Consider the following 24,248-nt stretch of genomic DNA (forward strand, 5'->3'; position numbering starts at 1 on the left):
CGTATCCCGCCCTACGGTGACGTCATGAGCGATCACTCGGAAGCGCCTGTCGCACCAGTCGAGGCCCATGAACCCCCGTACTACGTGGCTGTTTTCACCACCGTGCGAACCCAGGAGCAGCACGGCTATAGCGAGACCAACGCACGCATGGAAGACCTGGTGCAGAACCTCCCCGGGTACCTGGGGATGGACCACGCCCAGACGCCTGGCGGGCTGGGCATCACCGTCAGCTACTTCCGCGACGCCGAGGCCCTCACGGAGTGGCGGACCAACGCCGAGCACCGAGCGGCGCAGAAGCGCGGGCAGGCCGAGTGGTATCAGAGCTACACGCTGCACGTGGCGAAGGTGGAACGGAGCAGCGGCTTCATCCGAGCGGAGGACCCGCAGAGCCCGACAGCAGACTGACCGGCCCAGTCAGCGCCACTCAGCCGGAATGTGGGTCACCTGGTCGAGGAGGTCCCAGCCCTTCGGGCGGCAACTCGGTGAGCGCCACGGGGCGCCCTGGCCGAGCCAGTAGCCGCGGTAGTCGCGGATCCCCATGACGCTGACATCGCCCATGCTGGGCTCGTTGCCGCAGCACGGGCAGATGGCACCCTCGTTGGGCCAGCCCTGCTCCCAGAAGGGCTCCACACCGTCGTCGTACCCGCAGACACGGCAGACGGTCTCCCACTCGGGGCCTGGTGGACTCCCAGCACTAGCCACGCGTGGAGCGGCCGAACTCCTCGGTCCGGGCGCACACGAGGAAGGCCTGCCAGCCGCCGGGGGCGAAGGTGAGGATCGGGCCGGCGCCGGTGGCGTTCTTGCTGTCGCGCACGGCACGGCCGCCCACGGTTGTGGGGGCCACTTCTATGCAGTTGCCTTGCTGGCCGGAGTACGACGACTTCCGGAAGGGGCCTACAACCTCGGTCACGATGCGTCCTCGCTGCTCCGCAGTGCGCGCCGGACGAGTGTCGCACTGGCGTCCGGTGTCAGTGCTGCCGAGCGTAGTAGGTCGTACGCATTGGCGTAAGCCGCGAGGTCTTCGGAACTCTCAAGAACCGACGTGCCCCTCAGGTTTTCCAGCGTCACGGCTTCGACGGTTGGCTCCGAGTCGAAACTGAAGGAGGAGAAAGCCGAGGCTGAGCCTGCCAACGCCCCTGCGGCGAACGGCAGTACCTGCACGGTCACGTTCTTCCGCTTCCCGGTCTCAAGGATTGCGGCCAGCTGGCTTCGGTGGATTTCGGCGTCCACCAACGGGTGGGTGACGACGGCTTCCCAGATGATCGCGGTGTAACTGGCCCCGCCTTCACTGATCTTCGCCTGCCGTTCCTCGCGCACCTTCACCAACTGGGCGACCAGCTCAGGCGCGATGTAGTCGGGCCCTGAGGTGATGCTCGCTTCCGCATAGGCAGCGGTTTGCAGAAGGCCGGGGAAAAGGACGGGCTCCCAATCCCTGATGTAGGTCGCGTCGTCCTCCAGCGTGATGTGGTCGAGGTAGTCCGGCCGCAGGTGCGCGGCGTGTTCGAGCCACCAGCCGCGACGGTTGGCGTTCTTCGACAACGCCTCAAGTTTTGTACGGACTTCCGGGTTCCCGATGCCGTACGCGTCCAGCAGCGTACGGATCTCCAGCACGCGCGCGGTGACGTGGCCGCTCTCGATGCGGCTGACCCTGGTCTGATGCACGCCGAGCAACTCGGCCGCCTGCGGCTGATCGACTTTCGCGGCGCGCCGGTACTCCTTGAGCGCTGCGCCAAGTCGCCTGCTGCGCACGGTCGGACGTCCCCCTGTGGGCATCGGATCCTCCCCTTCTCCTCCGGTAACCCCGTGTCATGCGATCACCACTCTAGGGCTATGAACCAGCACCACAGGGTTCAGCATATATGCGTAACCGTTCGATTGCTGTTCAGGTTACTTGTGTCCTAGCCTTCTGGAGGACGCGCCGCTCAGGGGCGCCGACTTGACGACATGTCAGAGGGACACCGCCATGCCCGAACCCACCTCACCCCAGCCCCACCAAGCCACCATCTTCCGCATCCCCAAGCACCCCAGAAACGTCCCCGACGCCCGCACCCAGGTCCGCAAAGCCCTCGCCGACTGGGGCCTGCCCACCGACCTCACCGCCGACATCACCCTCGTCGCCACCGAGTTCGTCACCAACTCCGTACGCCACTGCGAAGTGACCTACTCCCTCGTCGAGATCTCCCTGACCCTCCACGGCGACCACCTGCTCCTGGAGGTCTCCGACCCCGACAAGGACAAACTCCCCACACCCCGCACCGCCGGCCAACACGACGAAGACGGACGCGGGCTGGCCGTCATCGCGGCACTGACCAGCCACTGGGGATACGACCTGCGCCGCTACACCAAGCGCTCCTGGGCCACCTTCCCGCTGCCGGAGATCGCCCCCGCATGTTCCGGCTGACCGCCCGACTGGCCGCCGCACTCCGCCCCCGCCGGCCAACCCCACCAGCCCCCGTCGACCAACCACCCCGCACGCCGGACCCGTACGTCTGGACCCTCCCCAACCCCCACACCGCCCGCTGGCGACGCTGGCACCGACGCAAAGACCGCACCACCCCACCCCTCCCCGAAGAAGCCTGCTGGCAGCCACCCGCACTTCCACCACCCCGCCCCTGGCACCAGACACCGCACGACGACCCCGTACGCCTCTACGTCCACCAGGCCATGCACGAGGAGCGGTGATCCGTCCCGCTGATGTCAGTGGCGGGATCTAGGGTGTGCCCACGACATGGGGAGGCAGGTCGACGTGGGTTTCGAGGGTGAGGTCTGGCGGCTGGAGCGCGACGACGCGCTGGTCGGCGAGATCGTGATCGAGGATGCCGACTTCCCCTGGCTGAGCGGCCGGTTCGTGCCGGAACCGGCGTTCGTGGAGGTCGAACCATGGTTCGCCGAGTCGCTCGCGCTTGTCGAGGCGGAGGAGTACGAGCGGTTCGAGGACGCGTACGACCGGATCGCCCACGGCCTCAATCTAGTGTCCCCGGAAGGCCCCGTCGCCGAGTTCCTGCTGCACATCCGGGACGGCCACGCATGGTTCCGCTGGAGTGACGAGCCCTTCGAGAACCCGTAGGTGAAAGCGGTGCTGTATGGCGGGAATCCGCTGTTCACCGCGCAAAGGCGCGTCCCGCAGTAGAGGCGAAATCGTAAGAAGGGTTCATGGGCACGACGCCCTGCCCGACATCGCATCGCGGCGGCGGGACTGGCGGTCACGGCGGTGCTATTGCGGCCGACGCGCTGATCGTCAGCAGTACGACGAAGGCGGGCCCGCGTGTTGTCACGCGGGCCCGCCTTCATTCGAGTGGACGGTCAGCGCCACTCGGGCGGGATGTGGGACAACTGCTCCAGCACGTCCCACTTGTTCGGCTTGCGTTTCGGGTCGTGCCACGGGGCACCGACGGCGACCCAGTAGCCCCGGTTCTCACGCACCTGCGGCAGGTTGGTGTCGCCGAGGCCCGACTCGATCCTGCAGCAGTCGCAGATTACGTACTGCGGAGCGCCGTGCCGGTCCCAGAGGAGCTCTCCGTCGTCCAGGCCACAGATGCGGCAGACAGTCTCCTCCAGGTTCTTGTCGGAGGTTTCCGCGTTTCGAGAGGCTGCCGGGTCTGCTGGGTTCTGGTCTGCCGGTGGCATCTACCCGAGCTCCGTTCCACGTCCGGGGTCCCGGAGCCAGTCTTCCAGCGTGCCCTCGCATCCGTTCGGGTTGGTCGCCGCGTCGTACGGCTTGGGCTTGTACATCGTCTGCGGAACCCCGTCCGGGGCGTATGCAGACCAGGTCTTGCTGATCTCGTCGAAGACCGCCACGGATCCGCCGTTCTGCTGGTAGATGCGGTAGCCGGGAACCGGCTGGCCGTTCCTCACGGCGTCGCGGCCCAGCGCCGGTGGGCGAGTGCGACGTACTCCGACACGGAGGAGAGCTCCCCGCCAAGAGGATCCGCAGCTTCCACATCCCGTCGAATCTCACACCGCAGCTCGTTGAAAATCACACCGCGCGGCCTACAACCCTTGATATGACTCAGAAGTCTCTGTGCGTGAGCCATGGGGCTCTACGGTGTTCGAGGGTTTGGCGTGACTGTCGCCGGGCAAGCGTCCGCCGGTCCGCCGCAGGTCGCTGCCGTTCCCTGGGCGGGTGGTCACTGCGGGTGGGCTTCTCTGATGGGGGTTGAACAGGTGTCGATGCAGGGCGCGGACAGTGGGCCGCCGGTACGGGGACGGGTCATGGGAGGGCTGCAGAAGGTGATCCCCTCTCCGCGGCAGCCTCTCCCGCCTGTCGCCGCCGAGCAGCCGCCGGAGGCCCCCGGGACGACGAAGAAGTCCACCCGGACGCCGGCGAAGCGCGCCGCCATCCAGGGCCGCGGCGACCGTCGGCTGTACGCCATCGACGGGCTCCGTCTGCTCGCGGCCCTCGTGGTGGCCTTCCACCACTACGCCGGAACCTGGCGGGCCAACCAGCCGAACAACCTGATCTGGGACCGGCCGGTGTCCGACATCATGCCGACCTGGTTCCGGTTCTCCGCATACGGCTGGATCGGCGTCGAGATCTTCTTCGTGATCAGCGGCTTCGTGATCTGTATGTCGTGCTGGGGCCGCACCCCGAAGCAGTTCTTCACCTCACGCGTGATCCGGCTCTACCCCGCGTACTGGTTCGCCATCATCTTCACCACCGCCGCCCTGATAGCCCTGCCCGGCGTGTGGGAGCGGCATCCGACGCGCGAGGTCCTGCTCAACTTCACGATGCTCCAGTCCGGCTCGGGCGTGTCGAACGTCGACGGCGTGTACTGGACCCTCTGGTCGGAGCTGCGCTTCTACCTGCTCTTCATGGCCGTCGTCGTGACCGGGCTGACGTACCGCAAGGTCGTGGTGTTCTGCTGCCTCTGGGGAGCCGCCGCGATGATCGCGCCGGCCGCCGGATTCCGCCCGGCGACGCTGATCATCAACCCGGAGGGCGCCTGGTACTTCATCGCCGGTCTCGCCCTCTACCTCATGCACCGCTTCGGCCAGGACCTGCTGCTCTGGGGCATCCTCGCCATGTCGTGGCTGATGGGGCAAATGGAACTCGGGCATCGCATCGACACGGTCGAACGGGTCTCCAGCTGGCGCGGAAGCGTGCTGATCTTCACCGTGTTCCTGCTGGTCATGGTCGCCATCGCGCTCGGCTACACCGACCGCATCCGCTGGAAGTGGCTGGTCACGGCGGGTGCGCTGACGTACCCGTTCTATCTGACGCACTACCTCGTCGGTACGACGATCATCAACCGCCTGCGCGACACCATGGACGCCCGGCTGCTGGTCATCTCCGTCATCGCCGGCTTCCTCGTACTGAGCTGGCTGATCCACAAGTTCGTCGAGGCGCCCCTGGCGCGGCTGCTGAAGAGGGGACTGGACACGTCGTTCGCGCGGCTGCGCAACGCCTCGGCCAACACCACCTGAACCGGCAGACCGCCCCCTCCGCCGAAACCCCGGGTCACCCTTCTGGCCCGGGGTTTCCCGGCGTCCGGAGCCGGTTCAGGCAAGGGGCAACCCACGTACGTGTCATGGGCGTTGACCCACCCCGGGCGTACCAGCAGAATGAGCGCGCGCGTTCATGAGAGCGCTCTCAAACCTTTGAAGGAGTCCCATGAACGGCAGGCCCGGTACGTCAGGTCCCAGCCGCCGTGCGCTCATCGGGGCCGCCGGTCTCGGCGCCGCGGCGCTCACGGCAGCGGCTTCCGGAGTGGCCCACGCCGCCGACTCCCGTACCGCTTCCGGGAGTTCGGCCCGGCGCCGGGGTCATACCTTCCTCGCCGCCGCCATGGACGCGTACCCCGACCACGGCACCCTCAGCCTCACCCAGAGCTACGCCGACCAGGCCAACCTGTTCAGCACCGCGTTCACCTACGACAACGCCCTCGCGATACTCGCCCACCTCGCGGTCCGCACCGAGGACGGCGAGACCCGGGCCGTCGCCCTCGGGGACGCGCTGCTGTACGCGCAGGCCAACGACCCTGCGTACGACGACGGCAGGCTCCGGCAGGCCTACAACGTCGGGCCGTACGTCTTCTTCGACGGCGTCGCGCAGCCCGACGGGTTCGTGCGAGCCGACGGGACAGCCAACGTCGGCACCCAGTTCGGTTTCACCGGTACCGCCGTGGGCGACATGGCCTGGGCCGGGATCGCGCTCAGCGCGCTGGCCCGCCGGACCGGGAAGCGCCGTTTCCTCGACGGGGCCGTGCGGATCGGCACCTGGATCGAGGTGAACGGCGGCACCGACCAGCCCCTCGGCGGCTACAAGTTCGGGGTCGACGGGGCGAACGTGAAACTGCCGTTCAGCTCGACCGAGCACAACACCGACCTGGTCTGCCTCTTCGGACGGCTCGCCAAGCTCACCGGGGACCCGGTGTGGCGGGAGCGGCGGGCGAGGGCACGGGCGTTCGTCGAGAAGATGTGGGAACCCGCCGCCGGGACAGGAGCAGGAGCAGGAACTGGGTCAGGGGGCTTCTTCTATACGGGCACCAACGACGGCGTGACCGTCAACAAGTTCCCGATCCCCGAGGACACCCAGACCTGGACCCACCTCGCCCTCGACTCCCGCCGGTACTCCGGATCCCTCGACTGGGCGGGCGCCGAACTGGCCGTCCTGGACCGGTCCGACCGCACCAACAGCACGGTGCCCGCGGGACAGTCGTACGAGGGCGCCACCTTCAGCTCCGCGAGCCTGGTGGCGAACGAGGACGCGCCGATCGCCGAGTTCCAGCCCCGGCCCAACCGCAACGGCGTGTGGTTCGAGGGGACCGCGCACCTCGCGCTCGCCCTGCGGGACCGGGCCGGACGCGGCGACGAGGCACGCGCCCACCGGCTGATCGCCTCCATCGAGCGGGCCCAGGAACTCCTCGGCACCGGACAGACCGTCGGCGGCCGGGCCCTGCCCGAACGCGCCGGGGTCGTCTCGGCGACCAGCCCCCTCGACACGGGCTTCGGCTTCGGCTACTACCCGTACCGGCACGCGGGCGCGACCGCCTGGTACCTGCTGGCGGCAACCCGCACGAACCCCCTGCGCGCGTGAGTATGTGAGCGGCGGCGGCCCTGTCGGCCAACGCGCGGGAGGCGCGTCGGAACCCCGACGCGCCTCGCACCCAAAGGAGTTGAGCCTGAGCCCCGGCCGGTCAGGCCGTCGCCGCTGCCGCCGCCCTGCCTGCCTGTCGGCCCGAGAACAGGCAGCCGCCGAGGAACGTCCCCTCCAGTGAGCGGTACCCGTGGACCCCGCCGCCGCCGAAGCCCGCGACCTCACCGGCCGCGTACAGCCCGGGAACCGGGGTGCCGGTGGCGTCGAGGACGCGGCCCGACAGGTCGGTCTGGAGGCCGCCGAGTGTCTTGCGGGTGAGGACGTTGAGGCGTACGGCGATCAGCGGTCCGGCGGAGGAGTCCAGGATCTTGTGGGCGGACGCCGTACGGCTGAGGACGTCACCGGGGTAGGCGAGGGCGTTGCGGATGCCCATGACCTGGAGGTCCTTGCTGTACGCGTTGTCGATCTCGCGGTCCCGTGCCTCGATCTGGCGCTGGAGCGTGGCCAGGTCGATCAGGCTCGTGCCGGTCAGCTTGTTCATGCCCCGGACCAGCTCGGACAGCGTCGTGGACACGACGAAGTCCTCGCCGTACTTCTTGAACCGTTCGAGCGGCTCCGGGGTCTGCCAGGCGCGCGAGAGCAGCTTCCAGATGTCCTTGTTGGTGAGGTCGGGGTTCTGTTCGGATCCGGAGAGCGCGAACTCCTTCGCGAGGATCTTCTGGGTCGTCACGAACCACGAGTAGTCGTAGCCGGTGTCGACGATCGTCTTGAGGGTGTGGAGGGTGTCGTAGCCCGGCATGTCGGGTGCGGAGAACCTCTTGCCCTTCGCGTCGAACCACATCGACGACGGGCCGGGCAGGATGCGGATGCCGTGGTTGGCCCAGATCGGGTCGTAGTTCTTGATGCCCTCGGTGTAGTGCCACATCCGGTCCGGGTTGACGATCCGGCCGCCCGCCTTCTCGGTGATCCCGAGCATCCGCCCGTCCACGTGCGCGGGCACGCCCGCGATCATCGACTTGGGCGCGGTGCCCATCCGGGCCGGCCAGTTCCGCCGTACGAGATCGTGGTTGGCGCCGATCCCGCCGGACGTCACGATCACCACGGGCGCGCTCAGCTCGAAGTCCCCGACCACCGTGCGCGAACTGGCCTTGCCCCGCGCGGCGGTGCTCGGTTCGAGGACCGCGCCGCGCACGCCGGTGACGGCGCCGTTCGTGCGCACCAGCTCGTCCACGCGGTGCCGGAACCTGAACGTCACCAGACCGGACGCCACCGCCGCCCGTACCTTCTTCTCGAACGGTTCCACTACGGCGGGACCCGTGCCCCAGGTGACGTGGAAGCGCGGTACGGAGTTGCCGTGGCCGTCCGCGAGACCGCCGCCGCGCTCCGCCCAGCCGACCATCGGGAACCACTGCATGCCCAGCCCGATCAGCCAGGACTGCTTCTCGCCGGATGCGAAGTCGACGTACGACTCGGCCCACTTGTAGGCCCAGTGGTCCTGGCCCAGCGGGTCGTCGATGCCCCGGTCGAAGCCGGCCGTGCCCAGCCAGTCCTGCCAGGCCAGTTCCTTCGAGTCCTTGACGCCCATCAGGCGCTGTTCGCCGGAGTTGACGAAGAACAGTCCGCCGAACGACCAGAACGCCTGGCCGCCGAGGTTGGACTCCGGTTCCTGGTCGAGCAGCAGCACCTTGCGGCCCGCCGCCGCGAGTTCGGCCGTGGCGACCAGTCCGGCCAGCCCGCCGCCCACGACGATCGCGTCGGCCGACGTGGCCGCCGCCGAGGCCGCGAAGGCGGTGCCCGTCTGGGTGAGAGCGGTCGCGGCGACCGCGCCGCCGGCCAGTGTCAACGCCCGGCGGCGGCTCACGGGGTCAGTCAAGTGCTCCATGTGGGTGCCTTCCGGGGGTGCGGCTGGTGCGGGTGCGGGTGCAGAATCGGGTGCGCGTGCACGTGCGCGAGGGCGCCTGTGCCGAGGGCGTACTTCTGGCGGGCCTGAGGTTACCGCCGGTAGCGCCCAGGGAATCAGGTCCGTACGACAGCGCGGTAGTAGCCGGGAGCCAACGCATCCGACTCTCCGTTGTGTCCCGGCGACACCGCACCGACGCGGAAGGGGAGGCCCATGACGACCCTCACCGGGCGGTCCGGACGCTCCGAGCGGTCCGAACACGCGACCGTCACCGAGGTGCTGCGGGCCATGGCCACGGACGCGGACGTCCAGGGCGAACTCGTGCACGCGGCCCGGATGCACTCCCCGGAGGTGGCCCGCCTCGCGGAGGCGGAGACCCACTGGCACGTCACCGCCATGATCAACGCGGCCGGCGCCTGGCTGGGAGACCCCGGCGAGCGTGACTCCCGTACCGGTGACCCTCGTTCGGGCGACTCCAGTACGTCGGAGGACCCCAGGACAACGGACGACGAGCAACAGGGCGACGAGCAACAGGGCGTCGAGGAACAGGACTTCGCCGCCGCCCTGCTGCTCGGTGCCGACCGGGCCGGTCAGGGCGTGCCGATGACCGCCGTACTGCGCGGAGTTCAGGCCGCCCACACCCGCGCCGTCGAGATCACCGTCGACCGTTGCCGCTCGGCCGGGGTACCCGACGCGGCGCTGCTCGCCACCGTCATGCGGCTCAAGGAGTACGGCGACGCCCTGCAACGGCACGTGGTCAGCGGGTACCGCGCCGCCGAGTGGGGCACCCCGCGCGGGCTGGGCGAGACCCGGGCGCGACTGCTCCGCCGGCTGCTCGTCGAGGGTGAACAGCCGCCTGCCGCCGAGGAGTTGGCGCGAGCAGGGCTGCGCCAGGACGCCGTACGCCACTGCCTGGTCGCCGACCCGCGCCGCGACCCCGCCCGCACCCGCCGCCTGGCCCACCGCCTCGCCGCCCTGCGCGGCTGCCTCTTCGGCATGCTCGACGGACGGCTGGTGGGCCTGTATCCACGGCTGCCGGCAGGCGACGAGATCCAGGCGGAGGAGGGGGAGCCGGCGGGGGAGGGAGCAGCGGGCGGTGCGGAGAGCGGCGGGGCGCTCGTCGTGGTCTCACCGGCCGTGCCCCTGGACGACCTCCGGGCGGCGTACGGCCTCTGCGTCCGCGCCCTGGACCTCGACGGGACCGGTGGAGCCGACGGGACCGACGGGCGCCACGGGGTGTACGAACTCACCGAGTTGGCCGCAGAGATCGCCCTCGCCGGCCAGCCGCTCCTCGGCGCCTGGCTCAGCGCCCGGCTCCTCGCGGACCTCGACCCGCGGGACGACTTCCACCGCCAGATCGCGGTCACCGCGCTGACGTTTCTCGACCACGGTCGCCGCCTCGACCGGACGGCGGCTACCCTGTTCACCCACCCCAACACCATCCGCTATCGCCTCGCCCGACTTCAGCAACTCACGGGAGAGTCCTTGGCGGACGACGTGCCGGGCAGCGCTTCGGGGCCGCTGGGCACACTGCACTGGTGGTGGGCGCTGCGGACGTGGCTGGGGTCGGGCTCCAGCTGAAAGCCGTAGGGTGTTATGGAGAAGAGACGTACTTAATGCGTACTTAATACATCCTTACTGTAAACAGATAGCATCCGACCGCGATGGTGTACGTCGGCGGCCGGAACGAGGTGGGTCTGGTGGGTGGCATGACGGTGGAGCCGCGTATCGCGGTGGCCGTGGTGACCATGGGAAACCGGCCCGTCGCGCTGAACGCGCTGCTGGAGTCGATCGCCAAGCAGGACCTCGCCCCCGCCCGCATCGTGCTGGTCGGCAACGGCTGTGCACTGCCCGAACTCCCCGGTCTCTCCGGCGAGGTCACCACCATCGAGGTCGACGAGAACCTCGGCTGCCCGGGCGGCCGCAACGTGGCCCTGGCCCGGCTGCGCGCGTTCGGTGACATCGACGTCGTGGTCGACCTCGACGACGACGGCCTGCTCGTCGACGTCGATGTGCTCAGCCGCGTACGGGACTTGTACGCCGCCGATCCCCGGCTCGGCATCGTCGGCTTCCGCATAGCCGACGAGAACGGTGTGACCCAGCGCCGGCACGTCCCCCGGCCCGGCGCGGGCGACCCGATGCTCGGCGGATACGTCACCCAGTTCCTCGGCGGCGGCCACGCCCTGCGCATGACGATGCTCGACGAGACCGGCGACTGGCCCGCCGCCTTCTTCTTCGCCCACGAGGAGACCGACCTCGCCTGGCGGGCCGTCGACGGCGGCTGGAAGATCCTCTACGAACCGCGTCTCCTGCTGCGCCACCCCAGCACCTCGCCCGCCCGGCACGCCATCTACCACCGGGTCACCGCCCGCAACCGGGTCTGGCTGGTCCGGCGCCGGCTGCCGCTGCCGCTGATCCCGGTGCACCTGGGCGTATGGATCGCGATCACCGTCCTGCGCGCCCGCTCCAAAGGGGCGCTGCGGGCCTGGTTCGGCGGCTTCGCGGAGGGCCTGCGCGAACCGGCGGGCGAGCGCCGCCCGATGCGCTGGCGCACGGTGTGGCGACTGACCCGGCTGGGCCGACCGCCGATCCTGTGACGCCGCGGCCTCGATCCGGTCCCTGACCATCACCTCTGGCGGTCCGGGCCCTTTCGCGCAACCGGATCCGGCCGCGTTGCCCACCTCGCCCGCACCCTGCGACTGCCGGCCAGAGCTGACGCGCGCCGGCCACACCGAACGCGCCGACCAAACCGAACACGCCGCCAACACCCCCACCACCGCCACCAGCCACACCACGTGAGCCCCGCCGATCACTTGGCGTCCCCGTAACACTCCACCACCGCCGTACTGAACGGAAACCGCACCGGCGTCTCCCCGAACGTCAGCCGCCCCGCCAGTTCCGCGGCCTCCCGGATCGCCGCCACGACCGTCTCCGCCTCCTCCTCGGGACAGTGCACGATCACCTCGTCGTGCTGGAAGAAGACCAGCTCGGCCGCCATCCCCGCACAGGCCCGGCGCAGCGCGGCGAGCAGCAGCAGGGTCCAGTCGGCGGCGCTGCCCTGGACGACGAAGTTGCGCGCGAAGCGGCCACGGGCACGGGAGTTGGAGGAGGCGTACCCGGGCACCCACTCCTGCGCCCCCGAACCTCCCGCGCCCTCCGTCGCGTCGGCGACCTGGTCCTCCGAGTCCGGGATGCCCGCCTCCTCCAGCGAGTCGCCGTTCGCCCCCGCGGCCGGCGGGCAGGTCCGCCCCAGCCAGGTCCGCACGAGCCGCCCCTCCTCTCCCGCACGCGCCGCGTCGTCCACGTACGCCACCGCCTTCGGGAACCGGCGTCTGAGCGCGGCGAGGTTCTTGAGGCCGTCCCCGGAGGTCTGCCCGTACACCGCGCCCAGCACGGCGAGCTTGGCCTGCTCCCGGTCGCCCGAGAACGCGCGCTCGGAGACGGACTGGTAGAGGTCGCTCTCCCGCCCGGCGACCTCCATCAGCCCGGGGTCGCGCGAGATGGCGGCGAGCACCCGCGGTTCCATCTGGTCGGCGTCGGCGACGACCAGCCGCCAGCCCGGGTCGGCGACCACGGCCCGCCGGATCACCTTGGGGATCTGGAGCCCGCCCCCGCCGTTGGTGACCCAGCGTCCGGTGACCGTGCCGCCCGCGAGGAACTCGGGCCTGAACCGCCCGTCGCGCACCCAGTCCTGGAGCCACGACCACCCGTGCGCGACCCAGATCCGGTACAGCTTCTTGTACTCGACCAGCGGCTTCACGGCCGGATGGTCGAGGCTCTCGATCTCCCATCGCCGCGTGGACCGCACCTTGATGCCGGCCTGCGCGAAGGCCTTGATGACATCGGCGGGCAGATCGGGCCGCACCCGCCGCCCGAACGCCGCCGACACCTCGTCCGCCAGTTCGGCGAGCCGCCGGGGCTCACCACCGCCCGCGTACCGCTCGCCCAGCATGTCGTGGAGCAGGTCGCGGTGGACGTCCGCGCGCCACGGCAGTCCCGACGCGTTCATCTCGGCGGCGACCAGCATCCCCGCCGACTCGGCGGCCGTCAGCAGCCGCATCCGGTCGGGGTGCGCGGTCGCGTCGTGCCGCCGCTGCTGGCCGGCGTACACCTCCAGCAGATCAGCCAGCGGTACGTGCACAGGACCCGGTTCGAAGAGCGGCGACTGCGCGCCGGGTTCGGCGGACCGCTGCGGCGGATCCGGCGGTACGGGACCGCCGCGCAGCCGGCCGAGGGCCGCCGCCGCGTTCCGGGGTTCGCCGAGCCGTCCCTCGTGGCCGAGCAGCAGCGTCTCGGCGTCCTCGATGTCGTAGCACCGCTCGACTCGCACCCCCGTGGCGAGCAGTCGCGGATAGATCTCGGGGGTGGACCGCCACACCCACCGGGTGACGTCCGGCCGGCCTCGGACGGCCGCGACGAGGTCCCCCTCCCGCCGCACCGGCGCGGCGGGCAGCCCGTCCGGACCGAGGGGGGCGATCTCTACGCCACCGTCCTCGGCCGGAGCGAGAGCCCACCGCTCGGCCGTCTCCGCTACTCCTGCCATGTCCGCGAGTGTGGCAGGAGGGTCTGACAATGCCCCCGACCAGCGCTTTCATCGCTTCCAGAACATTCAGCCATTCAGCACATTCAGCTCTGTTCGCCGAACTCCACCTTGATCTTGGCGAGGGCGGCGACGACGTACTCCTCCGTCGCCGGCTTGGTGAGGCCGAGGCCGGACAGGACCCCCTCGCCGTTCTCGAACTCCAGCAGGGCGAGCAGGATGTGCTCGGTGCCGACGTAGTTGTGGCCCAGGCGCAGGGCCTCGCGGAAGGTGAGTTCGAGGGACTTCTTCGCGTTGGCGTCGAAGGGGATGAGGGCGGGGTCGTTCTCGCCACGCGGCGGGAGGCCGGCGGTCGCGGCCTCGCGCACGCTGTCCAGGGAGACGCCCTGCGCGGTGATCGCCTTCGCCCCGAGGCCCTCCGGGTCGGCGAGGAGGCCGAGGATCAGGTGCGCCGGGCCGATCTGGTCGTTGCCGGCGGCCTTGGCCCCTTCCTGGGAGAGGACCACCACGTTCCTGGCCCGTGGCGTGAAGCGGCTGAAGCCCTGGCTCGGGTCGAGGTCCGACTCGCTCTTCGGCACGAACCGCTTCTGTGCGGCCTGCCGGGTGACGCCCATGCTCCTGCCGATGTCGGTCCAGGAGGCACCGGAACGCCGTGCCTGGTCCACGAAGTGCCCGATCAGATGGTCGGCCACCTCGCCGAGGTGATCAGCGGCGATCACCGCGTCCTGGAGCTGTTCGAGGGCGTCGGTGTGCACTTTCTTGATCGCCTCGATGAGGTCGTCGAGACGTACGGAGGCCCGGGCGGGCTGATTGGTCGTCATGTGTCAACCGTAGGTTGTCAGTACGAGGACTGTCAACCCGAAGTTGACAGTCGACGTCGGCGGCATGAAACGATCGACCGGTGACCAGCAGCAAGCCCCTTCCGCCCAGCATCGTCGAACGCGCCTTCGAGGCCGCTCTGTACGCCGACACGGACGCAACCCTCGACACGGGCGCGTCCCTCCTCGCCGCCGACCCGTCCGCGGACCCCGAACTCGCCCGCCGGGGCGAGGAGTTCGTGGCGTCGGCCTGGCGCCGCGGCTGGCAGCCGGCCGACGTCGTACGCCTCGTACGGCGCGAGCTGGACGACGTACACGTACGCCTGCTGTCGGCGCTGATCACCGCCCAGGCGCCGAACGACCGCCCCCGCGGCCCCCGCTGGACGGACCAGCTCGCCGACCTCGCCGCCACCCCCGCTCCGCCGCGCACGGACCGCTTCACGCACGCGACGACGGTTCTGGAGCTGTACCGCCTGCTGCTGACCCTGCCGACGCTGGAGTCACTGGACGAGCAGTCGGCGAGGTCGGGGGAGAGTGCTCGCCGGGACCACCCGGAGTCCCGCATGCTGCCCCGTATCCGCGCGCTGCTGGCGAAGGCGGAGGCGACCGGGTTCCCGGAGGAGGCGGAGGCGCTGAGCGCGAAGGCCCAGGAACTGATGGCCAGGCACAGCATCGACGAGGCCCTGCTCGCGGCCGGCGCCCCCGCAGCCGACGCCCCGCGCGCGTGCCGTCTGGGTGTGGACGCGCCCTACGAGGAGGCCAAGGCCGTCCTCCTCCACGCGGTGGCCGACGCGAACCGCTGCCGAGCGGTGTGGAACGAGGCACTGGGTTTCTCCACAGTGGTGGGCTTCGAACCGGACCTGGAGGCGGTGGAGCTCCTCTACACGTCCCTGCTGGTCCAGGCCACGGCGGCGATGACGAAGGCGGAGGCGGCGCAGCGCGCGCGGGGCCGCAAGCGGACGAAGACCTTCCGCCAGTCCTTCCTGGCGGCCTACGCCCACAAGACGGGCACCCGCCTGGCGGCAGCGGTGGCAGCGGAAACGGCGGCGACGCAGTCCACCACAGCCCTCCTCCCGGTCCTGGCCACCCGGGACCTGGCGGTCACCGCCCACGTGGACCAGATGTTCCCCACGACCACGACAACCCGCCTACGCGGCGTGACAGACGAAGCAGGCTGGACAGAGGGCACAGCAGCAGCGAACCGAGCCGCCCTCCACACCCACCCCCGCCTGCCGAACGCGTAGGGCTTCTGCAGCCCAGGCTCAGGCATCTCAGCCCGTCCGGCCCTTGACGACAGGGCCCGTCCGGCCCCAGCTTCTCTCCCACCCACCCACCCACCCACCCACCCACCTGCCCCCGCCGTGTCTTCAGCCCACGCCCAGGCCTCTCAGCCCGTCCGGCGTTTGAGGACGAGGCCCGTTCAGGGCCGTAGGGGGTCTGGGGGCGCAGCCCCCAGGAAGGGATGGGACGGGTAGGGGCGGCGGGGGCGAAGAACCCCTCAGGACCCCAACCCCACCGTAGGCAACCCCGACGGCAGCTGCCCGCCCTGCGACTTCGTGTACGTCTCCGTGCCGAGGCCGCTCTCCCACGTGACCTTCATCGACGTCTTGTCGACGGAGTCGACCATCCCCTCGGCCCGTTCGTCGCTCCCGTCGGAGCACTTGAGGCGGATCATCTCCATCCCCGCCTCCTTGCCGGCCGTACCGCTGCACACGGTCCCCCCGGTCGCGAACAGCCCGGCCTTCGTCCCGTCGATCACCAGCGCCACGGCACTGCCCCTGCTGGTGGTCAGCCAGCTCCCCACCAGCTGACTGTCCGCAGCCGTCGTACCGCTGCCGCCACCACCGTCCCCCGAGCCCGAGCCCGAGCCCGAGGGCGAGGGCGACGGGTCCGCAGAGGACGACGAGCCCGAGCCACCCGCCCCCTCGTCGGACCCGCCGTCCCCACTGCACCCGGTCAGCACGAGCGCGGCGGCCAACCCGACCGCCGAGGCCACACCGGCCCTGCGCGTCACGGCCCTGCGCACCACAGCCCTGCGCGTCACGCGCGCGTACGTCACCGAAGTCACCGGAAGCTCCCAAGCCCTAGCTGTTGGCGGCAGCCGGTACGGCCGCACGACCGCAGCAAGCTACCAGGAGGACTTGCGAACCCCCGGAAGGAACCCTGCGTGAGCCTGCGACCGCAGGCTCACCCGGGACAGTCCGAACGTCCGGAAGTACCCGCGGGGCCGCCCGTCCACCTGGTCCCGGTTGCGCACGCGCGTGGCGCTCGCGTCCCGGGGCTGCCGCTCCAGCTCCCGCCGGGCAGCCGCCCGCTCCTCGTCCGTCGACGACGGCCGCCGGGCGATCTCCTTCAGCTCGGCCCGCCGCTCCGCGTACCGCGCGACGATCTCCTGCCGCTTCTCGTTCTTAGCGATCTTGCTCTTCTTCGCCATGTTCCGTACTCCTCCCTCAGACCTTGACCCCGCGGGCCCGGATCCGGGCCACCGCCGCCTCGACGCCGATCGTGTCGACCGTCTTGATGCCCTTCGTGCTCAGCCGCAGCCGAACGTTCCTGCCCTCGCTCGGCAGCCAGTAGCGCTTGGACTGGATGTTGGGGTCGAACCGGCGGGGCGTACGCCGGTGGGAGTGGGAGATGTTGTTGCCGAAGCCCGGCTGGCGGCCGGTCAGCATGCAGTGGGCGGACAAGGTGACGCACCTCTCTCGGTCGGATCGCACTCGGGTTGTGCAAATGGAAGTCGTTTTCAGTAAGGTACCAGCATGGCTCGCAATGAACTCCGGCCGGTCATCAAGCTCCGGTCCACGGCCGGGACCGGCTTCACCTACGTCACCCGCAAGAACCGCCGCAACGACCCGGACCGTATGACCCTGCGCAAGTACGACCCGGTCGTCCGCCGCCACGTCGACTTCCGAGAGGAGCGCTGATCAGCCGCCATGCGTGAAGGAATCCACCCCGCGTACGGACCCGTCGTCTTCCGCGACCGGGCCGCGAACCACGCCTTCCTGACCCAGTCCACGATGACCAGCGAGAAGACGATCGACTGGGAGGACGGCAACACCTACCCCGTCGTCGACGTCGAGATCTCGAACGTCAGCCACCCCTTCTACACCGGCACGGCCCGCGTCATGGACACGGCCGGCCGTGTGGAGCGCTTCGAGCGCCGGTACGGCAAGAAGGACTGAGGAGTTCACACGTGCAGGTGCATGAGCATGAGCTCTCCGTGGCGATCGTCGGCGGACTTCACTCCGACGCCCGCAAGGCAGCCGTCGCGCGGCTGCTCGCCGACGTCCCCGGCAGCGTCGTACTCCACCACGACCTCGCCACGGCCGCCGCAGGCACGGTCGTCCGGACCGTCAGCGACACCACCGGCATCCTCTCCGCGGGTGAGGCGCCCCTGGTCAACGACTGTGCGTGCTGTGCCCTGCGCGAGGACCTCGTCCCGGAGCTGCGGCGGCTCGCGGACGCCGGGCAGACCAGGCTGGCGATAGTCGAGCTGTGGGACTCCGTCGAGCCCAAGGCGATGGCCGAGGTGGTGACCGAGGGCGGCCTCACGGTCACCGGCGTCATCACCGCCGTCGACCCGGCCCTGCTGCTGCCGTACCTCGGCAACGGCGACGACCTGGCCGACGGCGGCCTCGCCGCCGCGGCCACCGACCAGCGCACGGTCGCGGACACCTTCGCCCGCCAGCTGGAGTACGCCACCGTCCTCGCCCTCGTCGACTCCCCGGACGCCGACGACGAGGACCGCGAGCTGCTCGCGCAGCTCCACCCGACAGCCCGCCAAGTCCCCGTCTCGGGCGGCCACCCAGGGGACTTGGCGGGCATGGAAGCCCCTGCGGATGCACCTGCGGAAGCATCCGCGGCGGCTGGCGCCGGGGAGGAGACGGGCCGCCCCCTCTCGCCCCTCGCCGCCGCCGCTCTCGCCGGCTTCGACGTCGAGGCCGCCGCCGCTGCCCAGCACCCGGCGTGCGCGCTGCTGCCGGCCGAGGCCGACGCGCACGGCGTCGCCACCTTCGTCTGGCGCCGGCACCGCCCCTTCCACCCCGGGCGGCTGTACGAGGCGCTGGAGGACCTGACCTGCGCCGCCGCGCGCAGCCGGGGCCGGTTCTGGCTCGCCGACCACCCCGACACGCTGCTCCACTGGGACGCGGCGGGCGGCGCGCTGTGCGTGGAGAGCGCGGGCCCCTGGCTCGCCTCGCTCCCGGACGCGGCCTGGGACATGGTCCCGCCCGTGCGCCGGGCCGCCGCCGCGCTCGACTGGCACCCCGAGCACGGCGACTGCTGCCAGCACCTGGTGTTCACGTCTCCCGGCCTCGACCGCGACGGGCTCGAAGAGCTCCTGGAGTCCTGCCTGCTCACCGACGCCGAGTACGCCGGCGGGCGCACCGCCTGGAAGCGCCTGCCGCCCGCCTTCGACACCCTCCTGGAGGTCTGACCCGCCATGGCCCGCAAGATCGAACGCAAGCCCCTCAAGGCCCGCCCCAACCCGCTGGACGCGGCCAAGATCACGTACATCGACTACAAGGACACGGACCTGCTGCGGAAGTTCATCTCCGACCGCGGCAAGATCCGCAGCCGCCGGGTCACCCGCGTCTCGGCCCAGCAGCAGCGGATGCTCGCCCGCGCGATCAAGAACGCCCGCGAGATGGCGCTGCTGCCGTACGTGTCCCGGTAGCCGCGAACGCCCTGCTCGCGGGCCCGGGACCGGGCAATCGCACCACCCCGCACCCCCGTCTCCGTATGTCCCAGGAGGCGGGGGTGCGGGCGTGCGGGGGAACGAGACGGGGCGCGGATGCGTCAAGGTGTGTAGCGGAACGAACACCCGGCGTGCACGTGCATCTGCTCGTGCGCATGCCTGTGCATAGGCCCGTGCATACGTCCATGCGTCTGCACGTGAACAGAGTTATGATCCGGGTCAGTTGACCACTGCATCAATGGCCTCACCAGCCAGTGCACCACCAGGGAGCGACCTGTGGACCACGACGTGTACGGCGTTGGCGTAGACGATGAGTCCGGCGTGTACAACGGCATGGCCGCCGCGCGGCTGGAGGGGGTCGCCGCCTGGCAGAAGAGCCGGCACAGCAACTCGCAGGGCTCCTGCGTCGAGTTCGCGCGGCTGCCCGGCGGCGAGGTGGCGGTACGCAACTCGCGCTTCCCCGACGGTCCGGCGCTCGTCTACACGCGCGCCGAGATCGAGGCGATGCTCCTGGGCATCAAGGACGGCGAGTTCGACCACCTGGTAGCGAGCTGACCGCCCCGCAGCCAGGCGAAACGGGGCGTAGTCGGCACTCCACGCGCCGTGACGCGCGTAGAACCGCGACCCGAAGGTGCGCCGCGGCCCCTCAGTCGGCGGGGTGCAGCCGGAACAGGGCCCAGACGACCTTGCCGCCGAGCGAGCCCGACAGCGGATGCCAGCCCCAGCTGTCGCTGAACGAGTCGACGAGGAACAGTCCGCGCCCCGACTCGGCCGCGAAGTCCTCCGAGAACTCCTCGGCGTCGTACGCCACCGGACTGTCCCGGCTCGGGTCGCGCACCGCGCACACCAGCCGCCCCGTCCAGCGCATCAGATGCAGCCGTACGGGCGGCTCCTGGGCCGACGGGAGCGGGGTGTCCGTGGGCAGCGCGTGCCGCAGGGCGTTGGTGACCAGCTCGGAGACGACCAGGCAGACGTCGTCGAAGCGGTCGCCGATGTCCCATTGGGAGAGTGTTCTGCGGCTGAACTGCCGTGCCTCGCGCACCGCTTCGTAGCGGGCGGGCAGCGAACAGGACGCCGCGTCGGACACGGTCGAGGGATCCAGTGGCGGAAGCCCCTGCCTTAACGGCTCGAGCATGGTCGATCCATTCATCCCCATGCGAGGCACTCCCGGGAGATTGCGGTCGTTGCGATGCAGTCATTGCGTTGCAGCGGTGGCGCGAGACCATGGTTTCCGATGCGTACGGCGGATGCAAGGGCAGATGCACGTGCACGTGCCTGAATTGGACCCTCCCGTACCGCTTCTTGGTCATTTTTTCCGCCAAGTTTTCACCTCTGGCCGGTCTTCCCCTTGCCTCTGCCTGTGCGTACTCTCTGACGTCTTCCCATTTGAGTAACCGGACGAGTACTGCTCGGAGTGTTTTAGTGGCAGACTGCGGCCCCTGGAGAGGTTGGGGAGGGTGACGAACGTGAGCGCGGGAGAGCCGGGATCGGTGGTGCGGCGGATGCTGCTCGGATCACACCTGAGGCGACTGCGTGAGGCGCGGGGGATCACGCGAGAGGCCGCGGGCTACTCGATCCGCGCCTCCGAATCGAAAATCAGTCGCATGGAGCTGGGCCGGGTGAGCTTCAAGACGAGGGACGTCGAGGACCTGCTGACGCTGTACGGCGTCACCGACGACACCGAGCGCAACGCGCTGCTCTCCCTCGCCAGGGAGGCCAACGTCGCGGGCTGGTGGCACAGTTACTCGGACGTCCTGCCGAACTGGTTCCCCACGTACGTGGGTCTGGAGGGCGCGGCCTCGCTGATCCGCGCCTACGAAGTGCAGTTCGTGCACGGCCTGTTGCAGACCGAGGCGTATGCACGTGCGGTCGTCGGACGCGGAATGAAGGGCGCGAGCCCCGCCGACATCGAACGCCGTGTCGCGCTGCGCATGGAGCGGCAGAAGTACCTCCTCTCCGAGGGGGGCCCGGAGTTCCACGTCGTCCTCGACGAGGCCGCGTTGCGCCGCCCGTACGGCGACCGCGAGGTGATGCGCGGTCAGCTCCAGCACCTGATCGAGATCTCCGCGCGGCCCAACGTGCGGTTGCAGGTCATGCCGTTCGGCTTCGGCGGGCACGCGGGCGAGAGCGGCGCGTTCACCATTCTGAGCTTCCCGGAGTCGGACCTGTCCGACGTGATCTTCCTGGAGCAGCTCACGAGCGCGCTGTACCTGGACAAGGCGGAGGACGTCACCCAGTACGAGAAGGCGATGAAGGAACTCCAGCAGGACAGCCCCGGGCCGGACGAGAGCCGGGACCTGCTGAGGGGCCTGCTTCAACTGTCGTAACTGATCCCCCAACTCCCTCTGGACACACGTACGATGACGTGCGATCAGACCGTGATACGGGATTGAGGGATTGAGGGATCGCATGCCATCGCCTGAGTACTACTTCACCGACCTGGCCCAGCAGTACATCGGTGGTGAGTGGCGCCCGGGAACCGGATCCTGGGACATCATCGACTTCAACCCGTACGACGGTGAGAAGCTCGCCTCGATCACGATCGCCACGGTGGACGAGGTCGACGAGGCGTACCGCGCCGCCGCCGCGGCCCAGAAGGAATGGGCCGCGACCAGCCCGTACGCCCGCCGCGGGGTCTTCGAGAAGGCCCTGCGCATCGTCGAGGACCGTGAGCCGGAGATCGCCGAGGCGATCATCGCCGAGCTCGGCGGCACGCACCTCAAGGCCGGCTTCGAACTGCACCTCGCCAAGGAGTTCCTGCGCGAGTCGATCCGGCTGGCGCTGAGCCCCGAGGGGCAGATCATCCCGTCGCCGGCCGAGGGCAAGGAGAACCGCGTCTACCGCGTCCCGGTGGGTGTGGTGGGCGTGATCAGCCCCTTCAACTTCCCCTTCCTGCTCTCCCTGAAGTCGGTCGCGCCGGCCCTCGCGCTGGGCAACGCGGTCGTCCTGAAGCCGCACCAGGACACCCCGATCACCGGTGGCTCGCTGGTCGCGAAGATCTTCGAGGACGCGGGCCTGCCGCCCGGCCTCCTGAACGTCGTCATCACGGACATCGCCGAGATCGGCGACGCGTTCATCGAGCACCCGATCCCGAAGGTCATCTCCTTCACCGGCTCCGACAAGGTCGGCCGCCACGTCGGCACCGTCTGCGCCTCCCTCTTCAAGCGCGCGGTCCTCGAACTGGGCGGCAACAGCGCCCTGGTGGTCCTGGAGGACGCGGACATCGACTACGCGGTCGACGCGGCGGTCTTCAGCCGGTACGTCCATCAGGGCCAGGTCTGCATGGCCGCGAACCGTGTCCTGGTGGACCGGCGCATCGCCGACGAGTTCACCGAGAAGTTCGTGACCAAGGTCAGGTCCCTGAAGGTCGGCGACCCGCGCGACCCCGGGACGGTCATCGGCCCGGTCATCAACTCCTCGCAGGCGCAGTCGTTGTCGGGCACGGTGGAGCAGGCGATCGCGGAGGGCGCGACGGCCCTGGTGCACGGCACGACGACGGACAACCTGGTGTCGCCCTCGGTCCTGACGGACGTACCCGCCGACTCGGCGCTCCTGCGGCAGGAGATCTTCGGCCCGGTGGCGTTCCTCATCCCCTTCGACGGCGAGGAGGACGCGGTCCGCCTCGTCAACGACACCCCGTACGGCCTCAGCGGCGCCGTCCACACGGCCGACGTCGAACGCGGCGTCGCCTTCGCCAAGCGGATCGACACGGGCATGTTCCACGTCAACGACGGCACCGTCCACGACGAGCCCCTGGTCGCCTTCGGCGGCGAGAAGTCCTCGGGCATCGGCCGCCTGAACGGCGACGCGACGGTGGAGGCGTTCACCACCCAGAAGTGGATCTCGATCCAGCACGGCCGGAGCGGCTTCCCGTTCTGAGGTTTCTGGTATTTCCGGGTATCGCGGGCCGTTTAGGACAGTTGCTGTCCTAAACGGTCCGTAACTTCATCGGTGTCAGGCAGCACGCGAACCCGACCCGATGAAAGGCGGCCGACCATGGTCACTCACGTCCCCTCCGAAGCACCCGGCGACGAGCGCGGCGCCCTGCTCGCGTTCCTGGAGGAGCAGCGCGGCGGTATCCGCCGGGCGCTGCTGGGGCTGACCGAGGAGCAGGCGGCCTCGCGGCCCAGTGCCAGCGAACTGTCCCTCTCCGGGCTGCTCAAGCACGTCGCCGAGGTCGAGCAGGGGTGGATCGCGCGGGCCAAGGGCGAGGCGTCGGCCATCAAGCGGGACGAGTCGAACTGGCACGAGTGTTTCGTCCTCGTCGGGGGCGAGACCGTCGCGTCGCAGCTCGCGTACTGGGAGAAGGTCGCCGCCGAGACCGAGGCGTTCCTGCGGTCCGTGCCGAGCCTCGACGACACCTTCGCGCTGCCGCCGGAGCCCTGGTTCCCGCCGGAGGGCCGGGTCTCGGTGCGCTGGGTGGCGCTGCACCTGATCCGCGAGACCGCCCGGCACGCCGGTCACGCCGACATCGTCCGCGAGTCCCTCGACGGTGCCACCGCCTTCGAGCTGGTGGCCCGGGAGCAGGCGGCTTGACGCCGGGGCCCTAATGTGGCCTGCATGTCAGCGATCCGTCTCCTCGTGCTCGGTGCGGTCCGTCAGCACGGGCGGGCCCACGGCTACCAGGTGCGCAACGACCTGGAGTACTGGGGCGCCCACGAGTGGTCCAACGCGAAGCCCGGCTCGATCTACCACGCCCTGAAGCAGATGGCCAAGCAGGGCCTGCTGATCGCGCACGAGATCGCCCCCTCGACGGCCGGCGGCCCGCCGCGCACGGAGTACGAGATCACCGAGGCCGGCACCGAGGAGTGCTTCCGGCTGGTGCGCGAGGCGCTGACCTCGTACGACCAGAAGATGGACGTCAAGTCGGCGGCGATCGGCTTCATGGTCGAACTGCCGCGCGCCGAGGCCGTGGCGCTCCTCAAGGAGCGGATCCGCGGGATCGAGGCGTGGCGCTCCTCGGTCACCGAGCACTACGTGCCCGAGGAGGGCCCCGAACAGCTGGGCCACATCGGCGAGATCATGAACCTCTGGATCCACACGGCCGACGCCGAGGCCGAGTGGACCCTGGGCCTGATCGCCCGGATCGAGGGCGGGGCGTACACGTTCGCGGGCGAGGGGGAACCGTTCGTCGGCATCCTGGCCGAGGGCGAGGAGAACCCGTACGCGACGGGGGAGCGGCATCCAGGAGACGCTGGCTAATCAAGTTTGACCAACCCTTCCGGGTGGGTTACTTTGGAGGGGTAATCAAGTTTGAT

General features: G+C 70.0%; 30 protein-coding genes. 18 read left to right on the top strand and 12 right to left on the bottom strand.

Annotated elements, in window-relative coordinates; all coding sequences use genetic code 11:
- The first annotated feature begins 24 nt into the window (after positions 1-24).
- A complete protein-coding gene (locus ACH4TV_RS39645; RefSeq protein ID WP_398406199.1) occupies positions 25-405 on the top strand; it encodes an antibiotic biosynthesis monooxygenase family protein in 381 nt (126 codons plus the stop codon).
- Positions 406-414: 9 nt separating this feature from the next.
- Here the strand turns inward: ACH4TV_RS39645 and ACH4TV_RS39650 are convergent, their stop codons facing one another.
- Genes ACH4TV_RS39650 through ACH4TV_RS39660 form a run of 3 tightly spaced genes read right to left on the bottom strand, consistent with a single transcriptional unit; the run spans position 415 to position 1,773 of the window.
- Positions 415-702, bottom strand: a complete 288-nt coding sequence (locus tag ACH4TV_RS39650) for a hypothetical protein (protein WP_398406200.1) — start codon at positions 700-702, stop codon at positions 415-417.
- On the bottom strand, positions 695-910 hold the full coding sequence (locus tag ACH4TV_RS39655; protein WP_398406201.1) for a DUF397 domain-containing protein: 216 nt from the start codon (positions 908-910) through the stop codon (positions 695-697). Before ACH4TV_RS39655 ends, ACH4TV_RS39650 begins: the two co-directional genes overlap by 8 nt.
- Complete coding sequence (locus ACH4TV_RS39660; RefSeq protein ID WP_398406202.1) at positions 907-1,773, bottom strand: helix-turn-helix domain-containing protein; 867 nt, start codon at positions 1,771-1,773, stop codon at positions 907-909. Before ACH4TV_RS39660 ends, ACH4TV_RS39655 begins: the two co-directional genes overlap by 4 nt.
- Positions 1,774-1,963: 190 nt before the next feature.
- On the opposite strand from ACH4TV_RS39660, the gene ACH4TV_RS39665 reads away from it, so the two are divergent.
- The 3 genes from ACH4TV_RS39665 to ACH4TV_RS39675 are packed head-to-tail and all read left to right on the top strand — an operon-like array spanning position 1,964 to position 3,067.
- Entirely contained in the window at positions 1,964-2,401 is a 438-nt protein-coding gene (locus ACH4TV_RS39665) for an ATP-binding protein (protein WP_398406203.1), read from the top strand.
- Positions 2,389-2,682: a hypothetical protein gene (locus ACH4TV_RS39670; protein WP_398406204.1), complete on the top strand. Its 294-nt coding sequence runs from the start codon at positions 2,389-2,391 to the stop codon at positions 2,680-2,682. The genes ACH4TV_RS39665 and ACH4TV_RS39670 overlap by 13 nt, the downstream gene beginning before the upstream one ends.
- Positions 2,683-2,728: 46 nt before the next feature.
- Positions 2,729-3,067: a hypothetical protein gene (locus tag ACH4TV_RS39675; RefSeq protein WP_398406205.1), complete on the top strand. Its 339-nt coding sequence runs from the start codon at positions 2,729-2,731 to the stop codon at positions 3,065-3,067.
- Between the two features lie 236 nt (positions 3,068-3,303).
- On the opposite strand, the gene ACH4TV_RS39680 is transcribed toward ACH4TV_RS39675, so the two are convergent.
- Positions 3,304-3,627 (bottom strand): hypothetical protein, encoded by a 324-nt coding sequence (locus ACH4TV_RS39680; RefSeq protein ID WP_398406206.1) that lies wholly within the window; start codon positions 3,625-3,627, stop codon positions 3,304-3,306.
- A complete protein-coding gene (locus ACH4TV_RS39685; RefSeq protein WP_398406207.1) occupies positions 3,628-3,855 on the bottom strand; it encodes a hypothetical protein in 228 nt (75 codons plus the stop codon).
- A 357-nt stretch (positions 3,856-4,212) separates the two neighbouring features.
- On the opposite strand from ACH4TV_RS39685, the gene ACH4TV_RS39690 reads away from it, so the two are divergent.
- Both ACH4TV_RS39690 and ACH4TV_RS39695 read left to right on the top strand, forming a co-directional pair.
- A complete protein-coding gene (locus tag ACH4TV_RS39690) occupies positions 4,213-5,424 on the top strand; it encodes an acyltransferase family protein (protein WP_398406208.1) in 1,212 nt (403 codons plus the stop codon).
- Between the two features lie 187 nt (positions 5,425-5,611).
- A complete protein-coding gene (locus tag ACH4TV_RS39695; RefSeq protein WP_398406209.1) occupies positions 5,612-7,036 on the top strand; it encodes a Tat pathway signal sequence domain protein in 1,425 nt (474 codons plus the stop codon).
- Positions 7,037-7,136: 100 nt separating this feature from the next.
- Here ACH4TV_RS39695 and ACH4TV_RS39700 read toward each other — a convergent pair whose 3' ends face one another.
- A complete protein-coding gene (locus ACH4TV_RS39700) occupies positions 7,137-8,918 on the bottom strand; it encodes an FAD-binding dehydrogenase (RefSeq protein ID WP_398406210.1) in 1,782 nt (593 codons plus the stop codon).
- Between the two features lie 231 nt (positions 8,919-9,149).
- Between ACH4TV_RS39700 and ACH4TV_RS39705 the strand changes: the two genes are divergently transcribed.
- Positions 9,150-10,517 (top strand): PucR family transcriptional regulator, encoded by a 1,368-nt coding sequence (locus tag ACH4TV_RS39705; protein WP_398406211.1) that lies wholly within the window; start codon positions 9,150-9,152, stop codon positions 10,515-10,517.
- Positions 10,518-10,600: 83 nt separating this feature from the next.
- A complete protein-coding gene (locus ACH4TV_RS39710) occupies positions 10,601-11,533 on the top strand; it encodes a glycosyltransferase family 2 protein (protein WP_398406212.1) in 933 nt (310 codons plus the stop codon).
- A gap of 212 nt (positions 11,534-11,745) precedes the next feature.
- On the opposite strand, the gene ACH4TV_RS39715 is transcribed toward ACH4TV_RS39710, so the two are convergent.
- Together ACH4TV_RS39715 and ACH4TV_RS39720 are read right to left on the bottom strand one after the other, a co-directional pair.
- Complete coding sequence (locus ACH4TV_RS39715; RefSeq protein ID WP_398406213.1) at positions 11,746-13,479, bottom strand: bifunctional 3'-5' exonuclease/DNA polymerase; 1,734 nt, start codon at positions 13,477-13,479, stop codon at positions 11,746-11,748.
- An 83-nt stretch (positions 13,480-13,562) separates the two neighbouring features.
- Positions 13,563-14,297, bottom strand: coding sequence for a Clp protease N-terminal domain-containing protein (locus ACH4TV_RS39720; RefSeq protein ID WP_398406214.1), 735 nt, complete (start codon positions 14,295-14,297; stop codon positions 13,563-13,565).
- Positions 14,298-14,377: 80 nt separating this feature from the next.
- Between ACH4TV_RS39720 and ACH4TV_RS39725 the strand changes: the two genes are divergently transcribed.
- The gene (locus ACH4TV_RS39725) at positions 14,378-15,538 is read left to right on the top strand and encodes a DUF2786 domain-containing protein (protein ID WP_398406215.1); all 1,161 of its coding nucleotides are present in this window, start codon (positions 14,378-14,380) and stop codon (positions 15,536-15,538) included.
- 254 nt (positions 15,539-15,792) lie between these two features.
- Here ACH4TV_RS39725 and ACH4TV_RS39730 read toward each other — a convergent pair whose 3' ends face one another.
- The 3 genes from ACH4TV_RS39730 to rpmB are packed head-to-tail and all read right to left on the bottom strand — an operon-like array spanning position 15,793 to position 16,981.
- A complete protein-coding gene (locus ACH4TV_RS39730) occupies positions 15,793-16,362 on the bottom strand; it encodes a hypothetical protein (RefSeq protein ID WP_398406216.1) in 570 nt (189 codons plus the stop codon).
- Between the two features lie 60 nt (positions 16,363-16,422).
- Complete coding sequence (rpsN, locus tag ACH4TV_RS39735) at positions 16,423-16,728, bottom strand: 30S ribosomal protein S14 (protein WP_398406217.1); 306 nt, start codon at positions 16,726-16,728, stop codon at positions 16,423-16,425.
- 16 nt (positions 16,729-16,744) lie between these two features.
- Complete coding sequence (rpmB, locus tag ACH4TV_RS39740; RefSeq protein ID WP_398406218.1) at positions 16,745-16,981, bottom strand: 50S ribosomal protein L28; 237 nt, start codon at positions 16,979-16,981, stop codon at positions 16,745-16,747.
- Positions 16,982-17,053: 72 nt separating this feature from the next.
- On the opposite strand from rpmB, the gene rpmG reads away from it, so the two are divergent.
- The 5 genes from rpmG to ACH4TV_RS39765 all read left to right on the top strand — a co-directional run bounded on the left by rpmG (position 17,054) and on the right by ACH4TV_RS39765 (position 19,545).
- Positions 17,054-17,218: a 50S ribosomal protein L33 gene (gene rpmG / locus ACH4TV_RS39745; RefSeq protein WP_067028123.1), complete on the top strand. Its 165-nt coding sequence runs from the start codon at positions 17,054-17,056 to the stop codon at positions 17,216-17,218.
- Positions 17,219-17,227: 9 nt separating this feature from the next.
- Positions 17,228-17,476: a type B 50S ribosomal protein L31 gene (locus ACH4TV_RS39750; protein WP_398406219.1), complete on the top strand. Its 249-nt coding sequence runs from the start codon at positions 17,228-17,230 to the stop codon at positions 17,474-17,476.
- Between the two features lie 11 nt (positions 17,477-17,487).
- Positions 17,488-18,729 carry a GTP-binding protein gene (locus ACH4TV_RS39755; RefSeq protein WP_398406220.1) on the top strand — a complete coding sequence of 414 codons (1,242 nt, stop codon included), beginning with the start codon at positions 17,488-17,490 and terminating at the stop codon, positions 18,727-18,729.
- Between the two features lie 6 nt (positions 18,730-18,735).
- Positions 18,736-18,969: a 30S ribosomal protein S18 gene (gene rpsR / locus ACH4TV_RS39760; protein ID WP_398406221.1), complete on the top strand. Its 234-nt coding sequence runs from the start codon at positions 18,736-18,738 to the stop codon at positions 18,967-18,969.
- A gap of 297 nt (positions 18,970-19,266) precedes the next feature.
- Entirely contained in the window at positions 19,267-19,545 is a 279-nt protein-coding gene (locus ACH4TV_RS39765; RefSeq protein ID WP_398406222.1) for a DUF397 domain-containing protein, read from the top strand.
- A gap of 91 nt (positions 19,546-19,636) precedes the next feature.
- Here ACH4TV_RS39765 and ACH4TV_RS39770 read toward each other — a convergent pair whose 3' ends face one another.
- Positions 19,637-20,146 (bottom strand): ATP-binding protein, encoded by a 510-nt coding sequence (locus ACH4TV_RS39770; protein ID WP_398406223.1) that lies wholly within the window; start codon positions 20,144-20,146, stop codon positions 19,637-19,639.
- A gap of 346 nt (positions 20,147-20,492) precedes the next feature.
- Here ACH4TV_RS39770 and ACH4TV_RS39775 point away from each other — a divergent pair, with 346 nt between their 5' ends.
- The 4 genes from ACH4TV_RS39775 to ACH4TV_RS39790 all read left to right on the top strand — a co-directional run bounded on the left by ACH4TV_RS39775 (position 20,493) and on the right by ACH4TV_RS39790 (position 24,192).
- A complete protein-coding gene (locus ACH4TV_RS39775; RefSeq protein ID WP_398406287.1) occupies positions 20,493-21,317 on the top strand; it encodes a helix-turn-helix domain-containing protein in 825 nt (274 codons plus the stop codon).
- An 82-nt stretch (positions 21,318-21,399) separates the two neighbouring features.
- Positions 21,400-22,869 (top strand): aldehyde dehydrogenase family protein, encoded by a 1,470-nt coding sequence (locus ACH4TV_RS39780; RefSeq protein ID WP_398406224.1) that lies wholly within the window; start codon positions 21,400-21,402, stop codon positions 22,867-22,869.
- A gap of 117 nt (positions 22,870-22,986) precedes the next feature.
- A complete protein-coding gene (locus tag ACH4TV_RS39785) occupies positions 22,987-23,526 on the top strand; it encodes a DinB family protein (RefSeq protein ID WP_398406225.1) in 540 nt (179 codons plus the stop codon).
- A 24-nt stretch (positions 23,527-23,550) separates the two neighbouring features.
- Entirely contained in the window at positions 23,551-24,192 is a 642-nt protein-coding gene (locus ACH4TV_RS39790) for a PadR family transcriptional regulator (protein WP_398406226.1), read from the top strand.
- The last annotated feature ends 56 nt before the right edge of the window (positions 24,193-24,248 follow it).

It is taken from the genome of Streptomyces sp. NPDC020898 (assembly GCF_044333925.1).
Taxonomy (GTDB): domain Bacteria; phylum Actinomycetota; class Actinomycetes; order Streptomycetales; family Streptomycetaceae; genus Streptomyces.